The organism is Pseudoalteromonas sp. PAB 2.2, assembly GCF_001938575.1.
GTDB lineage: Bacteria > Pseudomonadota > Gammaproteobacteria > Enterobacterales > Alteromonadaceae > Pseudoalteromonas > Pseudoalteromonas lipolytica.
The window spans coordinates 64,619-81,661 of the sequence record NZ_LYPI01000007.1 but is presented as its reverse complement, the minus strand read 5'-3'; the positions used below and the strand labels follow the sequence as shown (position 1 = coordinate 81,661).

Here is a 17,043-nt window from a genome sequence, read left to right as displayed (position 1 = left end):
CTTCAATCCCTTGTTGCGCAATTGGGTGGTTTTCAAAAGCAGTTGGCACTTTTGTCGCTTCCATAAAAGTTGCAAGCATGTCTAAGTCAGTCATTATCAATGTCCAAATATGTTATTTAACTAAATAAAAGCCATGTTCTGTTAACATCTCTGACAAAGTAATTTTAGTAAACCTCCTATCTTTATCGTCGCAGATACCTGATTGTGTTCCATGCCCTCCAGAACAATGATTACAGTATCTAATTTCTACTTGGTCGCCCTTTATTTCATTTATAGCATTAGGGTGGCCCTGATTAGCAAAATAATGTCCTGAAGTAATAGCCGATACTTGAACTCCATCACATGTTGGTAAGTGACCTGCATTAGAAACGGCAACATCTATTGAGTCAGTTAAAATTAATAAATTATTTAAATCATTTTGCTCAATTAAGTAGTTAAGATTCGTATACCTTAGAAAAGCATGTAATATCTCTCCAGAACCGATGCTTTTCTGAGCATAGTCAAGGGAGCCTAGATAAAAAGCATTAGCTTCTTGTTCGTATTTAAAAAATGAATTAGAAAACTCAAATAGTACTTTTTCTTCAGGCTCTTGAACAAGATAGACCGTTTCTTTTGTAACCCTCAACTCCCCTCGATCTAACATTCTTTGAAGCCATGGCATTACAATAGAACATGATATAGAGCTAGCAATAGCTTTTAATAAAGTAATAGGCTCTTTCGTAATTAATGAAGCCTTTTGAGGTGTCCCCTCACATGCAAAAGTCCCCCACTCTAAAGAATCAACGAGCTTAGATTTCATTATATCCAATAATCTATTACTTCTTATCTCAGCGGTTTCTGTCATTAACGCATCAAACTCAACTTCATGATAGGCTAGCAGATGTTTAAAGTGATCGGGATTCAATAAATGGGAACTGAAATACAATGCGCTTTCTTGCCAGTTGCGGTTTTTAATATGGCAAAATAAATCGAATATATCTTGTTGAGTGCCTTTTAGTATTTCAAGCTGGTCGGCTATTTTGTCTACAACGGCCTTTTCTTTGTCTTCTACTTTGCCATCGCGGCGGGTCATCATGAGTGCGTCGAATAAAAACAACTGCGCAACCGGGCGACGGCGAAAAGTGCGGAAAAAAGCTTGGATGGTGTCTTTGTCTGGGGCCTTAGCAAACGTTACCATGTCATCAAGTGTTGACTCATCCAGGTTCATTGATTTTATAAGTATGCGAATATATTCTTTTTCAGTGTCATCAATATGGCCGTCTGCATTCATAACAAGTGCTAAACCATTTAAATATAATAATTTCTCTTCAATGGTAAAATCAGCCGCTGGATGACCTTCAAATGCATCAGCTTCTTTTGTTGCCTCATTTATAACGTCTAAAATATCAAAATCCATCTTACTTCCTTTTTTATTAAATAACTGTGTTACTAATTTAATTTCATTAACACGTATTTGTTGTTAAGTCTTTAATATGTATATAAATTTATATTTTATTATTAAAAGCTATGCCGAAGCTATATCGACTGTAATGCTCGCTTTTTTCTCGTTTACTATGTGAACTATCACACGCAGGCCTTCGCTAAAATAATCACCAATCATGGCAGCACCCAGCTGAGCTTTTATTTTTTGTCTAGTAATTATGATGTCGAAATCAGTTTGTACTTTCTCATCTATTTTAATGTGCACGCCCACTGCACTTAACTTAATTACTCGCCCTTGCAACGCGGTTATATCAGCAATAGCCGACAATTGTTTAATACTGCCTTGCACGAGCGCTTCAAATACTAATGACTGTTGGGGTACATTATCGTTACCAAGAGAGCAAGTCGTATTACTTGAACTCAATGCGACAGAGCTCGGCTGCATGGTTGTTTTTACATTGAGCAACTCACATAACTGCGTTATTTGCTTTTGTAATTGTTGCTGAATTTTAAGGGCAACTTGCTTTTGTGTGGCTAATGCATTCAACTGTGCTTTTGTTTTATTATTTATATCGTCTAAGTGTTGTTTGTTCTTATCGGATATAGTTTCAGCAAAAATAAGCTCTTTAATCGTGCCATTTGTTAAGCTAAGAATTTGACGACTAGACTCATAAAAATTTATATAGCTATTGAATATTTTTGCTGCTTGCCATGAAACAACTGAGCCATTTTTACCTTTACTCACTGTTTGTAATAAATCAGTTAGTACGGTTTTGGAGCTTGAAAACTCTTTATTTAACTGGGCTGAGTACCCTATTACGTCTAAAAAATTAATTTCGGCTCGTTGTAAATCTTGTTTTGCTGTATTAATAATTTGTTGTATTTGCGATTCTGGTTTTTTATCCGCTTTACTAATCACCACTAGTACAGGCTGAGTTAGCTCTAGGCTTTTTAAAAACTCAATATCCTGCTGCGGCACAGTGCCATTTTGTTGATCGACCAACCAAATTAAATAGTCTGCACTGCGCAAATGCTCCCGAGCAATGTTTTCGTCGGTATTGTTTTGTGTGTTAACTATATCATCGGCTTTGCTATAACCAGGGGTATCTAAAAACACAAGATTAGGGTATTTGAAGTCTTCTCGTTCAACTGATATTAGCTGTAGTAAATGGCTAAAAGTTACACCAAAACGCTCATTAAATGCATGACATATAGCTTTTAAAGCTTCTTCATCTATTACTGTTTTTTTACGATAGAAATTAAGCGCACTTATTGCATTGTGCTCACCCAACGACAAATAAGTAGGAATAGATGTAGTGGGCGTTGTGTCTGTTGGCAACAACGAGGGGCATCCTAACACAGAGTTTAAAAAGCGCGATTTACCTGCACTAAATGATCCTCCAACTGCAACGGTATAATATTTTTCGAGATGTGGAAAAGCAGCAATTTCATTTAACTTTTTTTCAAGCAGTAACAATTGAGCATACGTATAAGCCCCCGTAGTATTGTCGTCTTGTTTAGCAAGCAGTAAGAAGTCATGCTCAATCGTGTGTTTAATTTCGGCTAATAAACGGGCAACTGGTGTATTACTATCGCCATTAGCAATTAATTGAGCGCATAAGCTTAACCCTTTTTCGCTTTCGTATAGGTACTGATTAACCCCTTCTGCTCTTGTGTTTTGAGAGGACGCATGAGTTTGACCTGATTGCTCATTTGCATTTCTACTTACACTACTATTTTCATTATTATTTGTATCAATGTGGCCGTTCATTAAACTGTCAAAATCTAAATCAGTACTCACTAGCTACCTTCCTTTATAGCATTGGTTTTTATTTGTGCGGGTTGATGAGTTTGCTGAATTTGAATTAAAGCATTATCGAACTTTAACTGCTGCTCATTAAACGCTTCTTCGCTTTGCCGCAATCGTTGTTTGAGGTGCTCAATACTCTGGTTGAAGTCGATTTGCTCTTGCTCAAATGAGCTTAAAACAGCTTTTTTGATTTTTGATACCGCCGTATTGAGCTGTTGTGTGCAATGTTCTACAACCATATTTACGGCCTGAGGAATAACTTGCTCACGCACTTGTGACTCTATTTGTTGCTCGCGTTCTTCTGCGTTATCTTTTCGGCCCAGTAAGCCACCTATAATACCAGAGACAATACCACCTAAAGGGCCTAATATAACGGTAGCGACTCCTGCTGCTACCGCTGCATACGTTGCTGAAAAAGCTTCTTTTTGTTCTGCGGGTATATTAAGTGTAATTTGTATATCGCTATGTTGTTGCTCGCTTATGATATCGAGTTTTTTATCTAACTTTTGTAATTCTTGCTTTACTAAGTTATCAACACCTTGTTGTAATACGGGCCTTAATAAGTCATTTATTTTTTGTGATACTTGATTTGATTTTGCCACACTGACTAAAACTGATACCGATGAGCCTAAAACATGTTGAGAGCGTTGAATTAACTCCTCTTTTCCCAAGCTACATAGGTTATATTCAAGATCTTTAAGTGACGCTTGTAGCTTTTTTTCTACCGAGCTAAATGCACTTTGGGACTTATTTATTTTTTCTTGTAATTGGGTTTCATTTGACTGGCTAGATTTTTTTAAGCTATTTATAGAGCTGCTTATTTGCTTTGCTAGCTTAGCTATTTGCTGTGAATAACGCATACAAAGCAGTGTATCAAACTGATTTAATGCAGTGTCGACTGCATTTTCAAAATCAATTATGCTTTTGTTCTTCCCAATATTTTCGATATTACCAATAGTAATGTCACTCACTAAAGCTTCGGCCAGATAGGTTTGTAACTGACTCTTAACCTCTAATAGCTTACTACTTGTTAACCGCTCTGATTTAGACACAATGTGAGCAATATCTTTTTTATAATTAAAGTTAATTTCTTTCAGCTGGTCAATAGCCGTTGCATCAAAGGGTTTTTCTGAGGGTATTAAGTTTATAAAATAATCACCACGCTCCAAGTAGCAAGCGATCGCCTTGGAGTGGCCGGCATTATTTGATGCAAAACCCGGCATATCAACCAGTATTAAGTTAGGGCGATTTTTAAGCTTTTGGTTATTAATAAAAACCTGAATGTAGTATATATTCGCGTCAACTTTTAAGTTTTGCAACTCGCTTAATGCTTTACGCTCCCCCTGTCTATTATCAATATAATTAATTATTATATATTCCTCTTCGCTATAGCTTAGCTCAGTAGCAATCGAGGTTTCAGGGGTTATATCGCATTTAAGATAGTCTTGCCCTAAGTAATTATTAAGCAGTGAACTTTTGCCTGCTGAGAACTGGCCAATTACGGGCACGATAACTTTAAATTGTTCAATTTGCTTTCGTAAAAAGGCTAAATCATCTTTGATATTTTTATTGTTTAAAATATCATTATTAACGGTATTGTATGTCGTAATTTGACCTAACAATTGAGCTTGCATGGTTGAAAGCTCATTCGCAGTGAGTAAATTTATATTTTGCGTATTTGAGTAAGCAGGCTGTCTTTTATCATTACATTTTAGACTATGTAATAGCTCTAATCCTAGCTCGTAACCACTCAATTCATTATTGAGTGCTAAACCGAGTTGTTGCTCAACAGTTTGATTCACTTCTTCAGCGGTTGCGTCGTTTTGTGCATCACTTGTTATTTGCAGCCCTTTTAATAAAGGGTGAAACTGCTGGTGTTTAGGGTCCACAGGTAAAATAGCACTTGCTTCTATGTTTTTTAAAAATAACTTAGCTGAGCTTGGGTTAAATAAGCTGCACGGCGTTAATAATGTTCTATGTAAGCCAATATCATGCAATAAATTTGTGTAGCAACTAAGTTCACTGTTAGACCAATCGCGCCCTAAATCATTATAAAATCCAAGGGTTACACTAATTAATAATTCACTTGGCGGCAGTGTATTTAAACTGATGCACTTTGATTTAGTATTGTTGTACCAATTGTTTACTAATTGACTACGTTCTAGGTTCTCAATTCTATTTTCAAGTTGGTTAAATCTAACGTCACATTGATGTGCTAATGCTTCTATTCCTTGCTTCATTAAAGCAACCGATTGAAAAACATTTTGTTCAAGCTTTTTAACGCTACCATATAACACATTAACATGGTTCATCAGGTAGTTTGTTTTATTCGCAAGCGACACCATTGCTTCCATTGTTAGCGCTTGTTTATGATTAAGCTTTTGAATTAGTAATTGGCTTGAATAAATAGCGCGATTAAAATCATAGTTGATACCTGCTTGTAACTTGGCATTGCTACCAGTGACAGAGCCGAGCAACCGACTTACATGGCTTTGCTCTAACTGCGCGTTTATACGCCCTTCGGTAGAAGCAAGTGTAGTAATGGTATTAAAGGCCTGTTCAAGTAATTCATTAGAGTTATCAGCAAATTCGTCTATCAAGCTATCAACATTTTGATTTGCTATATCTCTTTCTTGCTGATTTAACGTATGGGCAAATTCGTTTAATACATCGTCTAATGAATCTGGAGGTGTAAGCTGCTTTGAATCTAAAGCTCTTTCATCACGCAACTGTTGGTTTACTAATATCTGATCATTGAATTGTTTGTTTGAGGCCGCAAACTCAAAAGCAGCCTGCATAAAGCGAGCTTCATCATCCATAAAGGGTTTAAACTGCTTAAGGATTTTGGCAGTATCGCTATAACCCAACTCAATAAGGTTAGCTGCATTTTCTTTGGTAAAATTAAGTGGTTCGATTAAGCCTGCGAAAGCTTGTGACGGGACTATGTTCCAAAAATTAACCGCTGAATATTGTTTACTTGCAGTAATAGTATCAGCTTGGCGATCTAAATAAATATTTATAATATGAGTACAGTTATGCTGTTCAACTAGTGGTTTATAAGGTGTATTGTTGCTATATGAAGGAAGTACGCCACCATCAACATAATTTGTACTATCTATTTCAACTGCTTTAAAAACAGCCGGGATTGCAGATGTTGCCAGTAGCCACTTCTGTTTGTCTTCAGCGCTTAATGTATTTAATTGAGGATAAACTAGCTCGCCATTTTTAGCGGTTAATGCACATAAATGCAGTGGCAAATTATCATTATCAATAGCGTTGCAAACATTACTTTGGTAGATAAGTTCAGCAAGTCCATCTTGTGAAAACGCACCTGCACCACCGATTAAAGAGCTAAGCGTCATTAATGCTTTTGGTGCAACACCCGGTAAATAAGCTCCAATCGCGAACTTAGAAACAGCCAAGGCAATATCTTCTGTTTTAAGTGTTAATACCTTACTTGGTGCAATATCAAGCCATAGTTGCTCAGCAGAGCTGTAATCACCAGCAGTAAATAAAGCAGCATTTAAACCACCAACAGAAGTACCTGCAACTGCTTCCACGTTTTTGGCTATACCAAACTCATTCAGTGCCTTCCATACACCTATTTGATAGGCGCCTTTACCGCCACCACCTGAAAAAACCAAACCTAGCTTTGTCATTTAAGTCCTTTTAATTTAAGTACAGATACCGATTAAGAATTAATAAATTTTTTCTTAAATATTCGAGCGTTCAAAAGCGCTCACCTCAATGACTCTCATATCTTTAAGGTTTAAATAATTATTACTACATTACCTCTAGCTTTTACTTTTACAAGCTTGCAATAACTCTTTAAGCATTTTAAAACGAGCACGTGCAAACTAAATAACATCGATTAGCTCTCGTCTAGCTACAAACAAAAAATTTACATACTCATACGCACTACATAAGTAAAGCTTAAGTACACGAATCAATCCGTAGTTGGTTTTTTATTGCCTCTAAACCAAATAAAATAAATTGCTAAGCAAAGGATAAAGGTCATGGAACCGTAAACCTTTGTAATGACCCAAGTTGAATTCCAGTCAACACCTAAAACATAATATAAAAAAGCTCTTAAAGAGAAGTTGAAAATAACGTAAATCACACCCCACTTAACCAAAAAGCTTAGAAGCTTTGCTTTTCGCTTTTTATATAATAACTCTGTTTCGGAGCATAGCCTTACAACTGCTAGCAAACTTGATAATAAAAATAGGCCCACAATAAGCGTTATAAATGTTACAAACCCTTTAAACTCATTAAATGAAATTTTGCCATTAGTACCAAACTCCAAATACAACAAAAAAAGAATAAAACTAATGATGAGGGCAAAATTTAAAACCCTAGATTTTTTTGGCATCAAACCAAAAGCGATTAGAACTGCTATAAAAATAACCACTGCAGCCATTAATGTTTATCCTCCAGTAACAAACTAGTCATATCACCTACTATTATTTGAATACTAGTTTTATACTCTCAAGTACACTTAAGTCTAGGAGTTCAATGCGCACAGATTGACACTTTGGACAAACCTTTTTAATTGTATTTTCGAGTAAAGCATCCGACTTCGGAGCAACTATCTCATTCCAATTACAATCTTTGCAAACTTGCTTAAATGGCTGTGGCTTTTTTGGCATATAAATTACTTTTGTGAGATAAAAAGGCAATATAATTATTATCAGTGTGGTATTTCTCAGCATTTAGCAGCACCATTCTCATACTGCTAAATGCTTAACAACTAAAATTAAATTATTTTTTTAATTAGACTTATCCAAAATTCACCTTTTAGCAAATCTTCTTTATTAGCTGATTTTGTTTCTTTCTGTAATGTAGCTCTGATTTCATTGAATACTGACAGTAATTGCTCTTTATCATCAAAATCAATTTCATGACTTAATAAATAAGCGACCGCAGATAACATTGCTGCAGTGACACTAGCTGCTATCACTGCGGCGGCAAGATCGATAACTCCAGTTGGCGGAAGGAATGATTTAGTTAAAAGGAACAAATTCATTCCAACCTGCTCAGCAGCAAACGTTCCAATAAGTGAAATTGCATTTGATTTGCTTATTATCTCGCCAGTATATAAATAGCCCAAAGAGCCAATAGCTACCACTTGAATCCCAATAAGGTACGCAGCACTACCTGGAATAAATGCAGCACCTGCTCCTGAAGCCGTAGCCGTTGAAATGATTGCTAGAGCCTTTTTGCTTTTATCTTTCAATTCCTTCGCAAGTAATAGGTCTTTGCCTTTCTTTGCTAAAAAATCTAAAACATCATCCCTTACTGCATCAATTCCTTGTAAAGTTTTAGGGCGACCATAATTATCGACCTCTATATCGTACTCTTGTCCCCTAAATGTTTCTTTATCTTTAGGATCATAACCACGAGATACTACAGGGTATATTTTTTGTTCACTTGAAAGACCTAGTTGCTCTTTCCATTGTTCAATCACATGAGGTAAGTTTTCTTTAGAAAAGTTGTCTGCTTTATTTAAAACAATAAAAACTTCCGATGAGTTCTTAAGTAAATCATCGTAATGCCCCTTCTGAGATTTATCTGCTGAACCTGAAAGGACTAAAATACCAACATCTACCCCTTCATCTAGCATTTTTAAAGTTTCAGCTGAATTTTCACTTTTAATATCATCTAAACCAGGAGTATCTGCTATAGAGATATTCTCACCTAACTTTTCAAACTTTACCTTGGTGGTCTCGCCAGACTTCGCATTTACCTCGAATAAAACGTCGTCCATTTCTCTATCAAAAAATGCATTTAAAAAGGAGCTTTTCCCGGCACTCACCTTACCTAATACCAATACATTTAGCGGAGATTCAAGCTTAACTTTCCACTCAAGATACATCTCATCTACTTTTTCATCGATGCTTTTCTCATTATAATTTTCCATGCTCTATCCTTTTTTAGCCTAAGGTCTAATTAAATACTTCAACCCTATTAGTTGATGTGTATAAATAATAATATTTTTCTCTTTGTTAAAAATTTCGCAAGCTTGTGAATCAAACTCCTTTTACAACCCCATTGATGCCATTAATTCATGCTCGTTGACTGCTTCAGGCGTAACCACGGCATCTCTGAGCATCGTTTTCTTTGCAAGTAGCTTATCTAAATTTACATCAAATGAGTCATACTCTGGGTGTAGAAGACAAGGTAAGTGAATAAAAACAGGCTTTTTTTGCCCTATACGATACACACGATCTGTCGCTTGTGCTTCCTTTGCTGGGTTCCAGTGGCGCTCTAAATGCACTACATGGTTTGCGCCAATAACAGTTAAACCTACCCCTGCAGCAACAGGTGACATAATGATAATGTTAAAGCCGTCTTTTGCTTCAAAGTCAGTAATCATCCCCTTACGGGATAACTGATCTTTATTAGTTTTCATCGCTTTACTATCGCCATTAATAACATGAATATTAAGCTCATAAATTTTATCTAGGCATATCTTAAGAACAGCTTGAAGTTTTTTAGTTGTTGCAAAAATTATTACTTTCTCTTGTCTGCTTTTTATATCGGATAATATATCTAACAGCATGCGTAACTTTTCAGACTCTTGTAAATTACGCTGAGCATCTTTTGCATTATTAGGTGGCTTTTTAAAAACCTCGTCAAGCCTAGGGTGTAAACTAACAGCCCTTAATTGCTGTAATACCGTTAAGGCATGTCCACCACCCTGCTCTTTTGCTTTTTCTGCTCTGTAATCTTCTACAACTTGGTTATAGCCAAGTAGTTGGCCACCGGTCATATTACGAGCAAGCTCTGGTGTAAATGCCATATTTTCAGCCAAGTCTTTATGAATGCCTGTTTTAATTGTTTTAGTAGGCATTCCCGTTAGCTCGTCTTCCTTGGTTCGACGTAACATAAACTGGCCTGTAGCATTACGTAAATCGTTACCAATTTCTAAACGCACTTCTGCTTTTTCTTCCTCATTAGCACTGCTTATTGGCTTAATCCACCGCTCTCTAAAATAGCCCCAATCGCCTAATAGCCCAGGTTGTGCTGTATCCATTAAACACCAAAACTCACTTAAACTATTTTCAACGGGTGTACCTGTTGCTAATAACTTGAAATCAGCTTTTAAACCTTTAGCTGCACGGGTAGCTTGCGTATTAGGGTTTTTAATATTTTGAGCTTCATCAAATACCACAACCCCCCAATCAATTACACATAGTGAAAACTGATAATCTCGAAGTGTTTGGTATGTAGTAATAACAACACGTCTATCCATGTCCAAGCGTTTTATAGCTGCATCAGCCCCAACGTGTAAAGCGTAACGAATAGATTCATGATCTGCATGAGAGTCATTTATAACTGAGGTCAGCTGCATCGACTCTCTTTCAGCACCTTTAACCCTAAACTCTTTTAGATCTCTTGCTGACTGTAATACTTTGATATCTCTAAATGGCGACTTATTAAAGGTAGCACCAACCTCTTGTTCCCAGTTTTCCAATAAGCTAAGTGGAGCAACTATTAATATAGGCTTTTCTAGTTTGTTATTTTGCCTTTGCATTTCCATGTACTCAGCCATCATTACTAGCGTCATATATGTTTTACCTAGCCCCATATCATCCGCTAACAAAGCCCCCTGTACTCGATACATATCATCATAGTTATCCAACTGCGCTGATTTAAGTAACGACAACATCCAACTAATGCCTGATTCTTGGTGTGGAAAAGGAGTTCTCGCTAAATTACTCCTGTCAAAGCTAATACCTTTATCAAGCTGCGCAACTTTATTAACTATATCTTTATTATGTTCTTCGGTGTCTTTAAGTAATAAAGAAACTTGTTCTGTTTTAACCGGCAAATCATCAGTATCAGATATGTTATTTTCATCGGGTAGGTTTGCTAAATTTTCTCTTACCTCTGCGAGTGTTTCAGTTACTCGCTGCTCATCGCGTATATCAATTGACTCATCATCAACAAGAACACTATCGGCATTTTGACCTTTAGCTTGCTGATAGCTTTGTTCAAACGATACAACATCTTCCTCACACTCTAGTAGCTTAACCAAGCGCTCTGGTGGTTCACTTTCTGCATTTGTCGAAAACCAGCCATTACTGCCATCGCTGTCTTGACCAAAGGGAATGTGTACCATTTTACCAATACCAGCTACTCTGAGAGAAAATCCAAGATCGAGGTTTAAAACAGATGCATCTAAAAAAGCTGAAGGTGTTTTAATAAATTCAGCAACTTTATGTGCAGGAATAGTTCTATTTTGCAGTACTTCTTTAACAGCTTGCTTTTTATCGTCAGTAAGTAAAACAATGCGGTCTTTTATTCGCATTACTTGCCCATCGCCCTGGAGCTGAGCTAAACGATTCTGCACGTCTTCAGGTGATGAACCATCACCAAAGCTTGGGCTAAGCTCTAAACTACCATCGGCCCTTTGGTTTGCAGTTACTGTGATGTTTTCTGGTTGTACCAAATCAAACTTATCAAAATGTTTTAAATCTAGCTTTAATCCATCTTTAACAGCTTGCTGTAACTTAGCGACAACCAACACATTATTTAATTCATTGCGTTCATCAGGTTTAAGCGAAGAATGCTCTTCTACGGCTAACACAGCATTAAGCTGCTCTGGCGTCATTAAATACTGAGTTTGCTCACTAAAAAAAAGTGTAGGGCCTTTTCTTTTTACTGGATATTTTTGCTGCTCAAATTTTGCAAATAACTGCAGGTTAAAACTACATTTAGTTGTTCTACCTTGAATATCAATGTCAAAGTCGTTATTAAAAAAAGGCGGTAGCCCTAAAACGCCTGCATCTTCTGGGTCTAATAAACATGCTTGCTCACTGTCTAATCTAAAGCCATTAGGTAGTGTTTCAGCTATATCTCTTTCTTCAAGCATTTTAAGGACAACATGTTGAATAAGCTGCTGCCCTCCCCCCTCACCTTTGTTCAGGCAATGGAATGACGCCTCATCAGTGGCAAAATTAACACCATACGAGTCATACACTAAAGAATACTGTTCATCTACTAAAGAACTATTTGTATTGTTTGGCAAAAGCCCTTTTATCAAACTAACAAGTGACATATTTTATCGATTCCCTTTCAAACATTCCTAGAGCACAATTTTCAAGCAAGTTGCCAGTAAAGCATGTCGTCTCTGGTTACTCTACTTTCAGATAACATTGAATAAAGTTTAGAATTAACAGTTGAGCGATCAGCCATCATATTAAACTCACTGTTTAAAACCTTTACGAGCTCTTTGGCGGTAATTGGTTGGTACATCTCTAGTGCGTTTAATAAATTTATTTCAAAAAGATTCTTTTCTTCAAAATCTTTTTTTACCACAGGTAGTCCATAACGATTTATATATCTTCTGTATTCGTCTTTATCAAAGAGTTTTTCTAAATCGAGCTCAACACCGTTCTGAGTTAAAAAATCAATAGCATTTTTTTGCCAAGAAGTCGGCGAGTGTTGAATTGGCATTAGCTCGCCTTTGGGATAGTTTCTTTTATACTCTTGTGGAAAGCTATTTGTTAAAGCAAAATGGTTTAGCTCACTCAAAGAGTAATCGTTAAGCTTCTCACTAGGTAACCCCATATAAATCCATAACTTAAAGTTATGAGAGCCTTCAATGATATGAAAATCACCACAATCTAAATAAATAATGGAAGTTTGAGCCATTCCTCTAAGCTTTATATAACTGGTAGTTAAACTCTTTCCTAGCACTCGCTTAACTGTAAGCTCCGCTTGGTTTCCAAGCATTAGCCGCGCATTGCGCACAAAACCATGCTCATAAAGCCCTTCTAAAAAACGCTTACGCGCAGGGAACATTCTATTTAACGCTTCATCACCGATGTAATTCGCATACTCTTCAATGGCTCCTAAAAATAATCGTAAGTCTTCTTTAGCAAGCCAGCTTGTCACTGCTTTTATTCTATTTTCACCAATAGGCTTCCACCACTGGCGGTAGTTATTTGCTGTATTAGCAATACGCGGATCACCAGCTAAATTCAGTACAAAATTTTGCCATACTTCACTGGGTGCGCCAGCAGAGCGATCAATAATAATTTCAAGCGCTATGTGCCCTATTCGTTTACCTTCTTCAAAAGGCATAGTGGCAACGTCATGCTTTAATAGCTCATGCAGTACATCATGTTGCTCACCAACGGGAATTTCTCTTAGCGTATCTAAGTAATATTGCGCGTGGCAAATATCTAAAAAGCGCCCTTGTGGCAGCTCATTTAAGCGTAGTTTTTTTAATTGTTCGTTTAAGTCTAAGTGGTTTTGTTTGGCAAGGTTAACTAGTGCCTTAGGGGCTGTTAAATCAAGCAGCCATTTAGCCTGATTAAGTACCGACAATATTGTGTCACTTGAATTTTTGCGATCTTTTAAACGCAGCTCTATTTGATGGTTAAGCCACTGCGTTAATCGATTAAAAATATTGCCATCAACCAGTGCATCAAAATAACGATAAACTAACGAAATTAAATTCATTAACGACGACATACCAAGTTTGGGGTGTTTAGCTTGAATGTAATCTATTGTTTCTTCGTTTAAGGAGTTTTTTCTTACTTCTTCTTTATCAATCCATAACTGAGTTAAAACACGAACACCTTTTCGCTTAATTAGAATTGGTTTTAGCTTTTCTTTTTGATCGTACATAACGTAGCGATTAACCTGTTGCTCAAGGGCTTTAAATTCTTCGCCTTGTCCTGCACCATCAGCAATTTTTTTCGTTTGAACTATTAAGCTACTCCACTGCTGAGAAATACGTTCCCAGTTAAACTGAGCAAGCTCTGGGATAGGAGGTAAAAGCAACATACTTACTGCATCTCCAAACGGCTTCTTACAGTTTCATATTCCGCACTAGTAGGCCTACGAATAGTAAAACGGATATCTATTCGCCTATTGGCTCTAAAATCAATTTCTGTTAGTTCTTCAACTATCATTCTACGTGTTGCCGCATAGCCACTAACCGAAAAAAGTGGGTTACCTTCTTTATTCATAATCCCTGCGAGGTCATGTTGGCTCGGCAGTAATTTAACCCAAAGTTCCCATAACGAAATAGCTCTAAACGTCGACAATCCCCAATTACCTTTACCCATCATGCCGTAAAAGTTTTTACTGTCGGTATGTCCTTCAATAAAAATAGTATCGAGAAATTGCTCTCGGTTATCTTTATTTATAACCTCGGCAAGCACTTCACCAATTTCAAGCGCGGTGCCTTCAAACTCTGGACTTATATTGAATGCAGCGCTATCAAACCCTAAAATATCATTTGGAATACTCAATACTGTTTCATTTTCGCTAACTGTAACTTGTATTCCTCGCTTACGAAGCAAATCAGCCGCTTCATGTAAAATAGTTCTGCGAACACCTTCAGCTTTATGAAGCATTTCAAGCTCTTGAGTAAATACTTGCTGCTTATTTTCAAGCTCTTGTTTAGCTTCTATAAGTTCAACCATCAGTACTACAGATGCTAAAACAAATAAAATCAGTAACCCCGACAAGATATCCGAAAATGACATCCAATACGGGTTTTCTTCATCAACACTGACTTGGTTGCTTCTAAATACTCGCATTAGCTACGCTCCAATTCATCCACTAAATCAGAAATAGAGCTAACGGTTCTGCGCATTTGGTCACTAAACTCAAGGGTTGTGGTATTCCAGGTTTCCATACGCTCTTTAACTTGGGTATTTACTTCTGATGAATAACTACGTAGCCACTCATTCGTTTGCTTTTCAATATCCGACACTTGCTTAGCTAACGTATTACTTAGTCCCTCAAACGATGCCTCAACACCACGTATAAACTCACTCTGGTGTGTTTTCATTTCGCTAAAACCGCTTTGAGCTAATTTAGCAGTATTACCAAATTGTTCTGTTGTAGCTACAAGTGAGGTTTCGAGCCCTCTTAGCACTTTAGCTTGTTCAATCACGTGATTTGCTAATCCATCATTTTGAGCTGAAATACCTTTAATAGTGTCGGTCATGTCTCCTAAGCGCGTATCAAACAGCTCTGTTGCCTTTAATAAATTACCCGATAACACCCCTATCTGGTTTGAACTGTTACTCAAGTTTTGGCTACTCGTAGCTGATGACTCTGCAACCGTTTTAAGCTCGCCAATTACATCTTTATGCTGTGCAATAACCGAGTCCATATGCGTTTGTGTTCGTTTTACCGCATCAGTCATTGAGGTAAGCATTTGGTCTTGTTGTGCTAGCCACTTACTTAACTGCGATTGTAATTGCTCACGATATTCTGAGTCACGCTTAGCCGTTTCAAGCTGTTGGCTATTAATTAATGAGCCAAACGTGTCTTCAAGTGCCTTTTGACGCTGTTCAGTGTTTTGCATAAAGCTTTGTAAGCTGGTTTCAAGGCCACTGGTAAATGCCTGTTGCTGCGCCGTTGTTTTTTCGTTTTGGTTCGAAAGCTCATTAACAAATCCACGGTTCGATTCGCTCATTGCAGTTTGTACTTCGGCCATAGAGTCAGAAAGTTTACTAAGCGTTTGCGACTGCTCAGTTAACCAACCACCTAATACCGACTGTAAATTATCTACATGGTTTGCCTCTCGCGTAGCTTGCGATTGCTGCTGCGACTCAATCGCTGTAAATAACTTTTGCTCCATAAGCTGTTGTCGTTCTTCGCTTTTACTCAGCATCGCTTCGAGTTGCTGGTTAAATAGCGATGACGCACTCGCTTGTTGCTCAACCAGTAACTCAGCTTGTTTACTGCTTTGTTCTAGCACTGCGCTCATTTGCCCGCTCAAGCTACTTACTGCATCATGCATTTGCTCAGTTGACTTTTGTATAAGCTCGCCTTGGCCTCTGCCTGCGGCTTGCATGCTTTCAGTAAAGTTACTAATTAAATGCTCCAGCACGCCGCTGGTTTGTTGGCTGGTATTACTGACTAACGACTGCATCGCAGGTGCCATTACATTATTAAGTGCGTTAGTAAAAGCATCTTGCATGCTGTCACTCACACCGGAAATAGTCTCCTGTAATTTATCTCCAATTCGCTCATGCAGTTCCTTTAAAGCCTCACTGCTATCACTGGTGTTTTTAGAAATATCAACCAGTGATTTTTCAGCGGGTAAACGCGGATATAAAAAATCAATACGGTGCTGTACGGCAGTAATGTTTTGTATAATTAAACGCTCTGCTATTTTTTCAATAAAGTTCAGCAGTAAGCTTAAACCAACTCCCCATACAGAGGTAACAAAGGCAAAAGCTGCACCGCTCATCATACTAGCAATACCGGTTTTTAGTATTTCAATATCGTTACTTTCAATATGAATATCACGCAGGCCCATAGTAAGGCCCATAAACGTACCTAACACACCAATTGCGGTTAAAAATGAAGGGGTAGCCGCTAATAACCTATTAGATGAAAGCCCCGCTGAAAGGGTTTTATGGTTAAAAAAGTGCTCTGCATCCAAAGTATTGTAAATACGTTGCGAGCGGTCGTCTTTTACTAAGCTTTCACCAAATTCATGCCACAGGCTATGCACTATTTTAGATTTTGACGCTTTAGCACGCTCGCTAATAGCCAAGCTATTATCATAAAGCGTGCTAATAGATTCACCATTGATAATGTGCCTGACCTGCTTTACTCGACTATTGCTCTTAACGGTAAGTACAATAATCGAGATAAAAGCAACAACAAACACTGCTATTAATGCAAACCAAAACGATACACCCAATATAGATTGCGGTATCAACCAATGCGATGGCATAGAATCCAACATATTTACTACTCCCTTAGTTTATTGGGTATTACTAATTTTTGTTATAACTTGCCAAAATACTGATTTCGTTGCTAAACGG

The 17,043-nt window shown here is 37.4% G+C and carries 9 protein-coding genes; all 9 read right to left on the bottom strand.

The annotated features are described in order from the left end of the window. Nucleotides 1-112 precede the first annotated feature (112 nt). The 9 genes from BWD47_RS00820 to zorA all read right to left on the bottom strand — a co-directional run bounded on the left by BWD47_RS00820 (nucleotide 113) and on the right by zorA (nucleotide 16,964). Entirely contained in the window at nucleotides 113-1,396 is a 1,284-nt protein-coding gene (locus tag BWD47_RS00820; RefSeq protein WP_074988555.1) for a TerB family tellurite resistance protein, read from the bottom strand. 108 nt (nucleotides 1,397-1,504) lie between these two features. Then, entirely contained in the window at nucleotides 1,505-3,223 is a 1,719-nt protein-coding gene (locus BWD47_RS00815; RefSeq protein WP_075593197.1) for a dynamin family protein, read from the bottom strand. Beyond that, nucleotides 3,223-6,891, bottom strand: coding sequence for a patatin-like phospholipase family protein (locus tag BWD47_RS00810; protein ID WP_074988553.1), 3,669 nt, complete (start codon nucleotides 6,889-6,891; stop codon nucleotides 3,223-3,225). The genes BWD47_RS00815 and BWD47_RS00810 overlap by 1 nt, the downstream gene beginning before the upstream one ends. Before the next feature lie 287 nt (nucleotides 6,892-7,178). Then, the gene (locus BWD47_RS00805; protein ID WP_074988552.1) at nucleotides 7,179-7,652 is read right to left on the bottom strand and encodes a hypothetical protein; all 474 of its coding nucleotides are present in this window, start codon (nucleotides 7,650-7,652) and stop codon (nucleotides 7,179-7,181) included. A gap of 336 nt (nucleotides 7,653-7,988) precedes the next feature. Further along, nucleotides 7,989-9,152 (bottom strand): GTPase, encoded by a 1,164-nt coding sequence (locus tag BWD47_RS00795; RefSeq protein ID WP_074988551.1) that lies wholly within the window; start codon nucleotides 9,150-9,152, stop codon nucleotides 7,989-7,991. A gap of 120 nt (nucleotides 9,153-9,272) precedes the next feature. Continuing rightward, nucleotides 9,273-12,296: a DEAD/DEAH box helicase gene (locus BWD47_RS00790; RefSeq protein WP_075593196.1), complete on the bottom strand. Its 3,024-nt coding sequence runs from the start codon at nucleotides 12,294-12,296 to the stop codon at nucleotides 9,273-9,275. Nucleotides 12,297-12,337: 41 nt separating this feature from the next. After that, the gene (locus BWD47_RS00785; protein WP_075593195.1) at nucleotides 12,338-14,032 is read right to left on the bottom strand and encodes an EH signature domain-containing protein; all 1,695 of its coding nucleotides are present in this window, start codon (nucleotides 14,030-14,032) and stop codon (nucleotides 12,338-12,340) included. A 2-nt stretch (nucleotides 14,033-14,034) separates the two neighbouring features. Next, nucleotides 14,035-14,793, bottom strand: a complete 759-nt coding sequence (locus BWD47_RS00780; protein WP_074988548.1) for an OmpA family protein — start codon at nucleotides 14,791-14,793, stop codon at nucleotides 14,035-14,037. After that, a complete protein-coding gene (gene zorA, locus BWD47_RS00775) occupies nucleotides 14,793-16,964 on the bottom strand; it encodes an anti-phage ZorAB system protein ZorA (RefSeq protein WP_075593194.1) in 2,172 nt (723 codons plus the stop codon). Before zorA ends, BWD47_RS00780 begins: the two co-directional genes overlap by 1 nt. Between the last annotated feature and the right edge of the window lie 79 nt (nucleotides 16,965-17,043).